Source organism: Stenotrophomonas maltophilia group sp. Smal17, assembly GCF_030237045.1.
GTDB classification, from domain to species: Bacteria; Pseudomonadota; Gammaproteobacteria; order Xanthomonadales; family Xanthomonadaceae; genus Stenotrophomonas; species Stenotrophomonas forensis.
Genome location: NZ_JASJSU010000030.1, coordinates 36,164 through 48,601 on the forward strand (window position 1 = coordinate 36,164; position 12,438 = coordinate 48,601).

The following is a 12,438-nucleotide window of genomic DNA, read 5'->3' on the forward strand; positions in this document are numbered from 1 at the left end:
AGGCTCGGCTCTACAACGGCGGATGGTCAACCAGCGGCCGCCGGTGCCGGCAGCGGGTCCACATGCCCGCAGGCGCTGCAGGTGCGCAGCTCCAGGCTGGCGTGGTAGCGCGCGAAGACCTTGGGCAGGTCGGTTTCGATGTTCTGCAGCGGGAAATACTCTTCGTGCAGCTTGTGGTTGCAGCGCTCGCAGTGCCAGATCACGCCGTCCATCTCATGCGGCAGGCGCTTGCGCTCGACCACCAGGCCGATCCCGCCGGGCGGCCGCCGCGGCGAATGCGGTACTTTCCCCGGCAACAGGAAGATCTCGCCGGCGCGGATCGGGATGTCACGCACCGCGCCATCCTCCTGCACCTTCAGCACCATCTCGCCTTCAAGCTGGTAGAACCACTCCGGGCCTTCGTCGTAGTGGTAATCGGTGCGCGAGTTCGGCCCGCCGACCACCATCACGATGAAATCGCCGTTGTCGATCATCTTGTTGCCCACCGGCGGCTTCAGCAGGTGGCGGTGTTCTTCGATCCAGGCGTGCAGGTTGATCGGCGAAGCGAGCATGATCGGTTTCCCTTGGAGGTCAGTCGCGCTTGCCCTTGCGCGGGACGTAGGACAGCGCCTTTTCGTAGGCGGGCTGCAGCTCTTCCGGCGCGCCGACGTCGATGCCCATTTCGCGCACACGGCCGTCCTTCAGGCTGTAGACCCAGCCGTGCACCATCAGCTTCTGGCCACGGGCCCAGGCATCCTGCACGATGGTCGAGCGGCACAGGTTGGCGACCTGCTCGATCACGTTCAGCTCGCACAGGCGGGCATGCTTGAGTTCGTCGGTCTCGATGGCGTCGATGATCGCGGTGTGCTTCTGCATCACGTCACCGACGTGGCGCAGCCAGTTGTCGGCCAGGCCGACGCGGGTGTTGTGCAGGCAGGCGTGCACGCCACCGCAGCCGTAATGGCCGACAATCAGGATGTGCTTCACCTTCAGCTGGTCCACCGCGTACTGCACCACGCTCAGGCAGTTCAGGTCGGTGTGCGCGACCACGTTGGCCACGTTGCGGTGCACGAACACCTCACCCGGGGCCATGCCGATGATCTGGTTGGCCGGCACGCGCGAATCGGAACAGCCGATCCACAGGTATTCCGGGTGCTGCTGCTTGGCCAGCTGGTGGAAGAACTCGGGGTCTTCCTTCTCGATGCGGTCGGCCCAGTCGCGGTTGTTCTGCAGCAGCTTGTGGATGTCTTTCATGTTCGGGTCCCTGGCGTCGGGTAGGGGCTCGCCGCAACCCTCCGGCTGCGTCGTTGCGGGAATCTGTTGCGCTCAGTCGCTGCGGGCGGCCTGTTCGCGGTGCCAGCGCATCCACTGCGCCAGTTCCTGGGAAGATGGGGTGGCCAGCGCGTCCAGCGCGGCGACCACTGCCTGCTGGTTGGCGTCGGGATGATTCTGGCTCAGCTTGAGCTTCAGCTGCACGTGCTCGACCTGGAAACGGAAACCGATGATGGCGCGCAGTTCCGGGCCATGCTCGGTGCGCGCTGCATCGAACTGCCAGGCCTGGCCGACGCTGGCTTCGAAGCGGTCGCTGATGGCGCCGACCAGCTCGGCCAGTGCATCGGTATCGTCGAAGGTATGCAGCTGGCCGCGCAGTTCCGCCGCAACGTAGTTCCAGGTTGGAACCCGCGCGGCGGGCTCCTTGTCCGGGTACCAGCTGGCCGAGACATAACCGTGCGGGCCATCGATCAGCACCTTGGCCGCGCCACGATGGCGTGACTGCGGATTGGCACGGGCCCAGTGCCCGCGCAGCTCGATATGCTCGCCATCACGCCGATACAACACCGGCATCCGGGTCAGTTCCGGCAGGCCATCGCTGCCCATGGTGAGCACGGTGACGAACGGATCGCGCGCCAGCAGGCGGTCCAGCCAGAGCAGGTCGGTCTCGGCGAAGGCGCGCGGGGTGAACATGCGCGGGTCAGGCGCGCCCGCCCAGCGACTGGATCATGCGTCCCCGCAGGCCTTCATCGCTGTCGGCCTGCGGCGGCTGCACTTCATGCAGGCTGAAGCCACGCACCAGTGCGTCTTCCTCGTCCAGGCCGTCGTACTCGACGAACTCGGCATCGAACAGCTGCGAACGGGCGGTGTCTTCGCTGTCATAGCTCAGCGTGTTGCCATCGCTGTCGAGCACTTCGGCGGTGCCGGCCGGGCGCACGCGCAGGCGTGCCCAGATCAGGGTGTTGCCGAGGCTGGCCAGCCACCAGCTGTCGCGCGAGGCGGTGATGTCATTCATGGATGTGTTACCAGAGCGAGGCCAGCCAGAGCAGGGCGGCCATGCCCAGTCCGGCCAGCAGGGTCAGCAGCGATACCCAGGCCGGGGTCGCCAGCCCGGACAACGAGCGGTCCGGTTGCTGGCGATAGTCGCGGCGCAGCAGCCAGGCCAGGGCATCGGGCTTGAGGAAGGCGCCACTGCCGAAGCGCTCGGCGAGCGCCGGATGGCGATCGCGCACGTGCACCAGGGTCAGTGGCCAGAAGATCACGAAGGCACTGAACCCGGCCACTGCAACGCCGACGAAACAGAGGGCGAAGAACAGGGTCATGGGGGCAGTACCTCCGTGGTCGTGTGAAGTGGCTTAGAAGTCCGCGCTGCCCGGGGCGCGCGGGTAGGGGATCGCATCGCGGATGTTGGACAGGCCGCAGACGTACACCACCAGGCGCTCGAAGCCGAGGCCGAAGCCGGCGTGCGGCACCGAGCCATAGCGACGGAAATCGCGGTACCAGCTGTAGTGCTCGCGGTCCAGGCCGAACTGGGCCATGCGCGCGTCCAGCACGTCCAGGCGCTCTTCGCGCTGGCTGCCACCGATGATCTCGCCGATGCCGGGGGCCAGCACGTCCATCGCGGCGACGGTCCTGCCGTCATCGTTCAGGCGCATGTAGAAGGCCTTGATGTGCTCCGGATAGTTGGTCACCACCACCGGGCGGCCGACGTGTTCCTCGGTCAGCCAGCGCTCGTGCTCGGTCTGCAGGTCCAGGCCCCATTCGACCGGGAAGTCGAACTTCTTGCCGGACTTCTGCAGCAGGCTGACCGCATCGGTGTAGTCGATGCGTTCGAACGGTGCGTTGATGAAGTCTTCCAGCTTGGTGATCGCGTTCTTGTCCACGCGCTCGGCGATGAAGGCCAGGTCGTCGCTGCGCTCGTTCAGCACGGCGCGGAACAGGTACTTCAGGAACTCTTCGGCCAGGCGTGCATCTTCGGCCAGATCGGCGAAGGCGATTTCCGGCTCGATCATCCAGAACTCCGCCAGGTGGCGGGTGGTGTGGCTGTTCTCGGCGCGGAAGGTCGGGCCGAAGGTGTAGACCTTGCTCAGCGCCAGGCAGTAAGCCTCGACGTTCAGCTGGCCGGACACGGTCAGGAAGGTTTCCTTGCCGAAGAAGTCGCGGCTGAAATCGATCGCGCCCTTCTCGTCACGCGGCAGGTTCACCATGTCCAGGGTGGACACGCGGAACATCTGGCCGGCGCCTTCGGCGTCGGAGGTGGTGATGATCGGCGTGCTGATCCAGTTGAAGCCGTTCTCGTGGAAGAAGCGGTGCACGGCCTGGGCCAGGCAGTTGCGGATGCGGGTGACCGCGCCGAACAGGTTGGTGCGCGGGCGCAGGTGCGCCACTTCACGCAGGAACTCCGGCGACATCGGCTTGGGCTGGATCGGGTAGGTGAGCGGGTCTTCGACCCAGCCGACCACTTCCAGCGCGCTGGCCTGGATCTCGAACGACTGGCCCTTGCCCTGCGACTTCACCAGGGTGCCGGTGGCGATGACCGAGCAGCCGCTGGTCAGGCGCTTGATCTCGTCGAAGTTGGCCAGGGTGTCGTTGGCCACGACCTGGATCGGGGCGAAGCAGGAGCCGTCGCTTACATTCACGAAGGCCAGATTCGCTGAACCGCGCACCGTGCGCACCCATCCGCGTACCGTGACTTCGCCGCCTTCCGGGATCTTCCCGGCAAGCGCATGTTCAACGCTGACCACCGTCATGACTTGAATCCTCTGCTGATCGACTCGATCTGTGAACACGGGAGTTTACCGGTTGCAGTGTTCCGCTTGCGAGGCATTTTTCGCGGCAACGGCTCCTTATAATGTCCCCGTACCTCTGGAGTAGCCCCATGGCCGTCAGCCTGACCCCCATTGCCTTCGAGCGCGTGCAGCGCTTCGTCGCCCAGACCCCCGGCGCGCTGGGCCTGCGTTTCGGCGTGACCAAGACCGGCTGTTCCGGCTGGGGCCACGTCACCGACCTGGCCCGCGACGAGCGCGAAGGCGATACCGTGTTCGACCAGGACGGCGTGAAGATCTACGTCGATGCCAAGAGCCTGGCGCTGGTGGACGGCACGGTGATCGACTTCGGCAAGCATGGCCTGAGCGAGACGTTCACGTTCAGCAACCCGAACGCCACCGCCGAGTGCGGCTGCGGCGAGAGCTTCACCACCGACGCCGACAAGGCCTGAGGGCCGGCCGGAGCCTGATCGCTCTGGTAACGGCCAACCTGGGTTGGCATGGGGGCTGCTCCCGGGTTCAGGTTGCCCTATGGCCCGCCGGTTGCCCGGCACCCCCATCTGCGCCATAATGCGCGGCTTCCTGCCTTCCTGGCGGGAATCCTTGCCCCACCGCGGTCTCAACGGCGGGGGGCTGTCCGGCCGCAAGGCCACATCCGAAAGGTAGAAAAAACATGAGTCGTCATTACGAAATCGTGTTCATGGTCCACCCGGACCAGAGCGAGCAGGTCCCGGCCATGATCGAGCGCTACAAGTCGCTGGTCGAGAACGGCAACGGCACCATCCACCGCCTGGAAGACTGGGGCCGCCGCCAGCTGGCGTACCCGATCCAGAACCTGGTGAAGGCGCACTACGTGCTGCTGAACATCGAAGCCGACCAGGCCGTGCTGAACGAGCTGACCGAAAGCTTCCGCTTCAACGACGCCGTGCTGCGCAACCTGGTCATCAAGCGTGACGAGGCTGACACCGAGCAGTCGCTGATCATGAAGAGCAAGGACGAGAAGGGTGACAAGCCGGAGCGCGGTGAGCGCCGTCGTCGTGACGACGAAGAAGGCGAGTCCACCACCACCGCTGACAACGAAGCCGGCGACGACGCCGCTTCCGCCGCCTAAGGAGCCTTCCCATGTCCAAGTTCTTCCGTCGCCGCAAGTTCTGCAAGTTCACGGCTGAAGGTGTGAAGGAGATCGACTACAAGGATCTCAACACCCTGCGCCAGTACCTGACCGAGAACGGCAAGATCGTGCCGAGCCGCGTCACCGGTACCAAGTCGAAGTACCAGCGCCAGCTGGCGACCGCCGTCAAGCGCGCTCGCTTCCTGGCCCTGATCCCGTACACCGACAACCACGACGTCTGATGCCCGGCGGGGCGGCCCGGTGCCGCCCCCGCTGTGCCAGCTATTCGGACAGCCTTTGTTGCGGGGCGTCGCCTCGCTAACGAATAACTCATCTGGAGCAATACCATGCAGCTGATCCTCCTGCAGAAAGTCACCAACCTCGGCAACCTGGGCGACCTGGTCGACGTGAAGCCGGGCTACGGCCGTAACTTCCTCGTGCCGCAGGGCAAGGCCGTTCCGGCCACCGAGAGCAACAAGGCCGAGTTCGAAGCCAAGCGCGCCGAGTACGAAGCCAAGGCCCAGGCCATCCACGCCGACGCTGACGCCCGCAAGGCCAAGCTGGAAGGCGCGAGCGTGACCATCGCCGCCAACGCTTCGACCGAAGGCAAGCTGTACGGCTCGGTCGGCGCCCGTGAAATCGCCGATGCCTTCACCGCTGCCGGCCTGCCGGTCAGCAAGAGCGAAGTCATCCTGGGCGAAGGCGCCTTCCGCAACATCGGCGAATACGACGTGCTGGTCCACCTGCACGCCGACGTCGAGACCACCGTCAAGGTCGTCGTCGTCGCCGAAGCCTGATCCCACGCCGCAAGGCCTGGAATCACCGCAGAACGGGCACCCGCAAGGGTGCCCGTTTTGTTTTGTGGCCCGCTTTCGTGGTGTTGAGCCCTGTCCCGCCGGCGAGGCGGGGCCGGGCAATGTTCCACGCCCATTCGTAGAACACGGCCACATCGGTATACTCAGGGCGTCACACCCGTTCCACGGGCATCGATCCCAACAGGATCAATGACTTGGAGGGTAAACGCAGGCCGCTTGCCGGCCCCAGTCCGGAACCCCTATGCGTCTTTCCACGATCAAGCTGTCCGGCTTCAAGTCGTTCGTCGATCCGACCACCCTGCACCTGCCGACCAACATGACCGGCGTGGTGGGGCCCAATGGCTGCGGCAAGTCGAACATCATCGACGCCGTGCGCTGGGTCATGGGCGAAAGTTCGGCCAGCCGCCTGCGCGGCGACTCGCTGACCGACGTGATCTTCTCCGGCTCCAACGCCCGCAAGCCGGTCTCGCAGGCCACCGTCGAGCTGATCTTCGACAACTCCGACCATACGATTTCCGGCGAATACGCCTCGTTCAACGAAATCTCGGTCAAGCGCACGGTCAGCCGCGACGGCACCAGCAACTACTATCTCAACGGCACCAAGTGCCGTCGCCGCGACATTACCGACCTGTTCCTCGGTACCGGCCTGGGCCCGCGCAGCTACTCGATCATCGAGCAGGGCATGATCAGCCAGATCATCGAGGCGCGCCCGGAAGACCTGCGCGTGTACCTGGAAGAGGCGGCCGGTATCTCCAAGTACAAGGAGCGCCGCAAGGAGACCGAGACCCGCATCCGCCACACCCGCGAGAACCTGGACCGGCTGGGCGACCTGCGCGACGAGATCAGCAAGCAGCTGGAGCACCTCAAGCGCCAGGCCCGGCAGGCCGAGCAGTACCAGGCCCTGCAGGAAGAGCGCCGGGTCAAGGACGCCGAGTGGAAGGCCCTGGAATTCCGTGGGCTCGACGGCCGTCTGTCCAAGCTGCGCGAAGGGCTGTCACAGGAAGAGACCAAGTTGCAGCAGCTGATCGCCGACCAGCGCGATGCCGAGGCCCGCATCGAGACCTCGCGCGTGCGTCGCGAAGAGGCCGCCGATGCGCTCAATACCGCGCAGGCCGCGGTCTACCAGGTCGGCAGCACGCTGGCGCGCCTGGAGCAGCAGATCCAGCACCAGCGCGAGCTGTCGCAGCGCCTGCACAAGGCCCGCGACGAGACCCGCCAGGCGCTGGCCGAACTGGGCCAGCACATCAGCGGCGACGAGGCCAAGCTGATGGTGCTGCGCGAGGCGGTGGAGGCTGCCACCCCGCAGCTGGAGGAGCTGCAGGAAGAGAACGAGATCAAGCAGGAAAGCCTGCGCGAGGCCGAGGAGCGGCTGGCCAGCTGGCAGCAGCGCTGGGAACAGCATACCTCGCAGAGTTCGGAAGCCTCGCGTGCCGGCGATGTCGAGCGCACCCGCGTGGACTACCTGGACAAGCAGGTCCTCGACGCCGACCGACGCCGCGAAGCACTGGCCGCCGAGCGCGCCGGGCTGGACGTGGACGCGTTGGAAGAAGCCTTCGAGCAGCTGCATCTGCAGCACGACACGCAGAAGACCGCGCTGGACGAACTGGGCGAAGAGGTGGAACACCGCAAGCAGGGCGTGGCAGCCGTGCAGGAGCAGCAGCGCAACGGCCAGAACGAACTGGCCGAACTGCGCAAGCAGGCCAATGGACTGCGCGGCCGCCTGGCATCGCTGGAAACCCTGCAGCAGGCCGCGCTCGGCCAGGAGCAGGGCGCTGCCGTGGCCTGGCTGAAGGCGCATGGACTGGATTCGGCGGCGCGTGTCGGCGAACGCCTGGATGTCGATGCTGGTTGGGAAAATGCGGTCGAAAGTGCGCTCGGCCAGTTGATCGAAGGCGTGCTGGTCGATGACCCGGCCGGGCTGGTCGATGCGCTGGGTGAGCTGGGCGAAGGTCACATCGCGCTGGTTGCCGACGATGATGCGGACCTGAAGGTTGCCCCGACCTCGCTGGCGGCACGCGTGCGTGGCCCGGCCGCGATCCGTCGCCTGCTGGCGCACCTGCACGGTGCACGTGATCTGGCCGAGGCGAAGACGCTGCAGGCCAGCCTGCCCGAAGGCGATTCGGTCATCACCCAGGGCGGCGAGCGCCTGGGCCAGGGCTGGCTGCGCGTTTCGCGCTCGGGTGCGGCCCAGCAGGGCGCATTGCTGCGCGAACGTGAGATCAATGAACTGCGCGAGCAGATCGAACAGTTGCAGGAGCGCGAGGCTGAGCTGGAAGAGCAGCTGGCTGGCTTCCGCGAACAGTTGCAGGCCGCCGAGCAGCAGCGCGAAGACGCGCAGCGCACGTTGTACCAGGCCCATCGTGCGGTGTCCGAGCTTGCCGGCCAGCTGCAGGGCCAGCAGGGCAAGGTGGAAGCCGCTCGTACCCGCATCGACCGCATCGAAGGTGAACTGAAGCAGCTGCAGGAAACGCTGGAAGCCAACAATGAGCAGGCGCGTGAAGCGCGCTCGCGGTTGGAGAATGCGGTCAGCAGCATGGGTGATCTGGAATCAACCCGGCAGCGCTTGGAGGGCGAACGCCGCCAGCTGACCGAGGCGCGCGACCTCGCCCGTGATGCTGCGCGTGCGGTGCGCGAACGCTCGCATTCGCTGGCGCTCACCCTGGAATCGCAGCGTGCGCAGCTGGCGTCACTGAGCCAGGCCCTGGAGCGCATGGGTACCCAGCGCGGGCAGCTGGATTCGCGCCTGGGTGAACTGCACTCGCAGCTGGATGAAGGTGATTCGCCGGTCGAATCGCTGCAGGCCGAGCACCAGAACGCACTGGAAGAACGGGTGCGTGCCGACCGCGTGCTGACCGAGGCGCGCACGCTGCTCGATGGCATCGACGCCGAGCTGCGCAACTACGAGCAGACCCGTCATCAGCGCGACGAGCAGGCGCTGGCCCAGCGCGAGCGTATATCGCAGCGCAAGCTGGACCAGCAGGCGCTGGTGCTCAGCGCGGACACCCTGCAGGGCGCGGTGGAAAAGGCCGGTTTCGTGCTGCAGGACGTACTCAACGCACTGCCCGAGGACGCCCGCCTGGGCGACTGGGAGCAGGCCGTGCACCAGATCGACGGCCGCATGCGCCGGCTGGAGCCGGTCAACCTGGCGGCCATCCACGAGTACGGCGAGGCTTCGCAGCGTTCGGAGTACCTGGATTCGCAGCACACCGACCTGACCACGGCGCTGGAAACACTTGAGGACGCCATCCGCAAGATCGACCGCGAAACCCGTGGCCGTTTCAAGGACACCTTCGACCGCGTCAACGCGGGCGTGCAGGCGCTGTATCCGCGCCTGTTCGGTGGCGGCCATGCCTATCTGGAGCTGACCGGTGAAGACCTGCTCGACACCGGTGTGACCATCATGGCGCGTCCGCCGGGCAAGCGTGTCTCCAGCATCTCGCTGCTGTCCGGTGGCGAGAAGGCGATGACCGCGGTGGCGCTGGTGTTTGCCATCTTCCAGCTGAACCCGGCGCCGTTCTGCCTGCTGGACGAGGTGGACGCGCCGCTGGACGAAGCCAACGTCGGCCGCCTGGCCAACATGGTCAAGGAAATGAGCGAGAAGGTGCAGTTCCTGTTCGTCAGCCACAACAAGGCCACGATGGAAGCCGCCCACCAGCTGTCGGGCGTGACCATGCGCGAGCCGGGCGTCAGCCGCCTGGTCAGCGTGGACCTGGAAGAAGCCGCGCGATTGGCGGGCGCGGCCTGACGTGCCATCCTAGTTACCTGAATGAACTAGCCGGAGAACCTATCGAATGTCCGACACGGCACTGTTGCGCATCGGCATCCTGGCCGCCGGCCTGCTGTTGATCGCCGCGATCTTCCTGTTTGGCCGTCCGAAGAAGAAGCCCCAGGGGCGCCGCGTGGAAAGCGCGGAGCCAAGCAGTGGCGAGCGCCGCGAGCCGGTGCTGGGCGAGGATGGCGTCGCCGTGGCCGATGGCCGGGTCGAACCGGGCATGGGCGGCGAAGGCGAGCAGGCCGAACTCGGCCTGGCCGACACCGACGCCGGGGCCAGCGATCTCGGCAAGCGCGCCACCCAGGACTTCGACAAGATCGTCTCGTTGTTCGTGGCCGCCCGCGCCGGCGAGCAGCTGCGCGGCGAGGACATCGTGGTCGCGGCCGAAAAGACCGGCCTGGTGTTTGGCCACATGAATGTCTTCCACCGCCTGGTGGAGGCCCATCCCGAGCGCGGCCCGATCTTCTCGATGGCCAGCATCATGAAACCGGGCAGCTTCGACATGGCCAATATCCGCGCCATGGAAACCCCGGCGATCGCCTTCTTCCTGACCCTGCCTGCGCCGCTGACCGCGCTGGACGCCTGGGAGAAGATGCTGCCGACCGTGCAGCGGATGGCCGAACTGCTGGATGGCGTGGTGCTGGATGACAGCCGCAATGCCCTGGGCCGCCAGCGCATCGCGCACATCCGCGACGAACTGCGCGCCTACGACCGCCAGCACCAGGCACCGCCGCTGACCAAGACGCCGCGCTGGTAAGCGCCATGGCGTGCCGGCCAACGGTCGGCACCCACCGTCGGTCGTTGTTCGGTATCCCCGGGTAGATCCACGCCATGCGCGGATGGCGTTGTGTAGAGTCGAGCCATGCTCGACTGGGGCCTTCCCTACACATCTGACCGCATTCAAGCGATACCCGACCGGACCCGGTCCGGTAATGCTCAGGCATGCCCAGCCCACGTCTCCTGAAAGGTCGTTGGTCGCAATCCCGGAATGTCTACGCGATCACCACGATCACTCACCGCCGTCAGCGATTCTTCGATGACGCCGATCTGGCGGCACTCGCGGTGGCGACGCTGCAGCGCCTCCAGCAGGAGGGCCAATGTATCAACCTCGCTTGGGTGGTCATGCCGGACCACATTCATTGGTTGATGCAGCTTCGCGGAGGAACGCTTGCTGCTTCGGTGCAGATCATGAAATCCCGGTGCAGCAGGTTGTCAGGAACCGACGGGCCACTTTGGCAGCGGGGGTATTACGACCACGCTGCGCGATGTGATGAGTCCCTGCGGAGTCAAGCACTGTACATTGCCGCCAACCCTGTCCGTGCGGGCCTGGCGGAACAGTTGGGCGAGTACCCGTTTGCGTGGTGCCGATGGTTTGATCGGGCCCCGTAGGGTATGAGTCGAGCATGGCTCGACTCTACAAATGGCCCTGTCTGGCGTGCCGACCAACGGTCGGCACCCACCCGGCGGGGTTATGCCGGTACGCCGGCCACCTTCGCGAACGCTTGGCGGAATGCCGCCATCTCCTCTTCGGTGCCCACGGTGACGCGCACGCGCTGCGGCCAGATCGGCCAGCTGCGCCCGATCACCACGCCGTTCTCCGCCATGGCCTTGGCGAAGGCGCCACCGTCGCGCTGGACATCGACCACGAAGCAGTTTGCCTCCGAGGGCAGGCAGCTGAAGCCGCGCTTGCCCAGCCATGCAAGGGTGGTCTGTCGTGCCTTCGCATTCTGCAGTCGTCGCTGCGCGATCAGTTGCGGGTCGCGAAGGCTGGCCAGTGCCGCCGCCAGTGCGGGCACCGGCAACGGGTTGTCGCCGAGGCTGGCCAGCTCACGCAGGCGGTCGGGATGGGCCGCCGCAACGCCCAGTCGCAGGCCGGCCATGCCGTACAGCTTGGAGAACGTGCGCAGCACGATCAGGTCATCGCGCTGTGCAACCTGTGTGATCAGGCTCGGCTGCTCGCTGTACTGCAGGTAGGCCTCGTCGACCAGAACGCGGGTCGACGCCGGCTTGTGGGCCAACAGCCAGGCAAGCTCATCCGGCGGGCTGATCGAGCCGGTCGGGTTGTTCGGGTTGCACACGTACAGCAGCCCGGTGGGGCGTGCATGCGCGGCAGCGACCATCGCGCGCAGGTCGTGCGCGCCGTCCCCGCGCAAGGGCACCTTCTGCACGTGCGCACCGTGCGCGGCGGCGACCTCACCCAGCGTCTCGAAAGTGGGGTCGGCCACCACCAGTCCCGCCTGCGGACCGGTCCACAGCGTGGCAGCACGGTTCAGTGGTTCACTGGAGCCGGGGTACAGGCGCACGTGGTCGGCGGAAATGTGCGCCTGCTCGATGAAGGCGTCGCGGACCTGGCCCGCCAGCGCGAAGCGATAGCGGCCGCACTGGGCGATGCTGTCGCGCGCCGCCAGCTGTGCTGCAGGCGAGGGGCCGTAGGGGCATTCGTTGAAATTCAGCAGCACGGCGCCGTCGGCAGGGGCAGGCGCCGCGACAGCGGCGGGCTGTGCCTGGCCGAGGCGGGGCAGGCCGCTGCCCGCCAAGGCGAGGCCGGCACCGGCCAGTTGCAGGAAGTGGCGGCGGGAGGCAGGCAGGGTCACGGGCGGGATTCCAGAGGGCAACCGACGCACGCTAGCGCTGGTAGCGGTGGGCGGCAAGCCCGCTTTTTGTAGAGTCGAGCCATGCTCCACTGGAGATGTGCCAACCAAGGTTGGCACCTACCAGGGCGGG

Annotated in this window: 14 protein-coding genes; 7 read left to right on the plus strand and 7 right to left on the minus strand. The window is 66.3% G+C overall.

Features of this window, described 5'->3' with window-relative positions; genetic code table 11:
- Positions 1 to 26 precede the first annotated feature (26 nt).
- From QRO93_RS10210 to asnS, 6 genes are all read right to left on the minus strand, one after another.
- Entirely contained in the window at positions 27 to 551 is a 525-nt protein-coding gene (locus QRO93_RS10210; RefSeq protein WP_053450226.1) for a 3-hydroxyanthranilate 3,4-dioxygenase, read from the minus strand.
- A gap of 19 nt (positions 552 to 570) precedes the next feature.
- Complete coding sequence (gene can, locus QRO93_RS10215; protein WP_006453004.1) at positions 571 to 1,233, minus strand: carbonate dehydratase; 663 nt, start codon at positions 1,231 to 1,233, stop codon at positions 571 to 573.
- A gap of 72 nt (positions 1,234 to 1,305) precedes the next feature.
- Complete coding sequence (locus QRO93_RS10220) at positions 1,306 to 1,944, minus strand: FMN-binding negative transcriptional regulator (RefSeq protein ID WP_180880172.1); 639 nt, start codon at positions 1,942 to 1,944, stop codon at positions 1,306 to 1,308.
- 7 nt (positions 1,945 to 1,951) lie between these two features.
- A complete protein-coding gene (locus QRO93_RS10225) occupies positions 1,952 to 2,266 on the minus strand; it encodes a hypothetical protein (RefSeq protein WP_006453002.1) in 315 nt (104 codons plus the stop codon).
- A 7-nt stretch (positions 2,267 to 2,273) separates the two neighbouring features.
- Positions 2,274 to 2,573, minus strand: a complete 300-nt coding sequence (locus QRO93_RS10230) for a hypothetical protein (RefSeq protein WP_005417403.1) — start codon at positions 2,571 to 2,573, stop codon at positions 2,274 to 2,276.
- A gap of 33 nt (positions 2,574 to 2,606) precedes the next feature.
- Positions 2,607 to 4,001 (minus strand): asparagine--tRNA ligase, encoded by a 1,395-nt coding sequence (gene asnS / locus QRO93_RS10235; protein ID WP_053450222.1) that lies wholly within the window; start codon positions 3,999 to 4,001, stop codon positions 2,607 to 2,609.
- 128 nt (positions 4,002 to 4,129) lie between these two features.
- Between asnS and QRO93_RS10240 the strand changes: the two genes are divergently transcribed.
- The 7 genes from QRO93_RS10240 (at position 4,130) to QRO93_RS10270 (ending at position 11,103) form a co-directional block, all read left to right on the plus strand.
- Positions 4,130 to 4,468, plus strand: a complete 339-nt coding sequence (locus QRO93_RS10240) for an iron-sulfur cluster assembly accessory protein (RefSeq protein WP_006452998.1) — start codon at positions 4,130 to 4,132, stop codon at positions 4,466 to 4,468.
- 221 nt (positions 4,469 to 4,689) lie between these two features.
- Positions 4,690 to 5,127 (plus strand): 30S ribosomal protein S6, encoded by a 438-nt coding sequence (gene rpsF, locus QRO93_RS10245; protein WP_049445625.1) that lies wholly within the window; start codon positions 4,690 to 4,692, stop codon positions 5,125 to 5,127.
- Between the two features lie 11 nt (positions 5,128 to 5,138).
- Positions 5,139 to 5,369 carry a 30S ribosomal protein S18 gene (gene rpsR / locus QRO93_RS10250; RefSeq protein WP_002804494.1) on the plus strand — a complete coding sequence of 77 codons (231 nt, stop codon included), beginning with the start codon at positions 5,139 to 5,141 and terminating at the stop codon, positions 5,367 to 5,369.
- Between the two features lie 105 nt (positions 5,370 to 5,474).
- Positions 5,475 to 5,924: a 50S ribosomal protein L9 gene (gene rplI / locus QRO93_RS10255; RefSeq protein ID WP_006452981.1), complete on the plus strand. Its 450-nt coding sequence runs from the start codon at positions 5,475 to 5,477 to the stop codon at positions 5,922 to 5,924.
- A 259-nt stretch (positions 5,925 to 6,183) separates the two neighbouring features.
- Positions 6,184 to 9,687 carry a chromosome segregation protein SMC gene (gene smc / locus QRO93_RS10260; RefSeq protein WP_180880173.1) on the plus strand — a complete coding sequence of 1,168 codons (3,504 nt, stop codon included), beginning with the start codon at positions 6,184 to 6,186 and terminating at the stop codon, positions 9,685 to 9,687.
- 46 nt (positions 9,688 to 9,733) lie between these two features.
- The gene (zipA, locus tag QRO93_RS10265; protein WP_053450220.1) at positions 9,734 to 10,471 is read left to right on the plus strand and encodes a cell division protein ZipA; all 738 of its coding nucleotides are present in this window, start codon (positions 9,734 to 9,736) and stop codon (positions 10,469 to 10,471) included.
- Between the two features lie 185 nt (positions 10,472 to 10,656).
- Positions 10,657 to 11,103 (plus strand): REP-associated tyrosine transposase, encoded by a 447-nt coding sequence (locus QRO93_RS10270; protein ID WP_180880174.1) that lies wholly within the window; start codon positions 10,657 to 10,659, stop codon positions 11,101 to 11,103.
- A gap of 80 nt (positions 11,104 to 11,183) precedes the next feature.
- Here QRO93_RS10270 and QRO93_RS10275 read toward each other — a convergent pair whose 3' ends face one another.
- A complete protein-coding gene (locus QRO93_RS10275) occupies positions 11,184 to 12,308 on the minus strand; it encodes a pyridoxal phosphate-dependent aminotransferase (RefSeq protein WP_164086330.1) in 1,125 nt (374 codons plus the stop codon).
- Positions 12,309 to 12,438 lie beyond the last annotated feature (130 nt).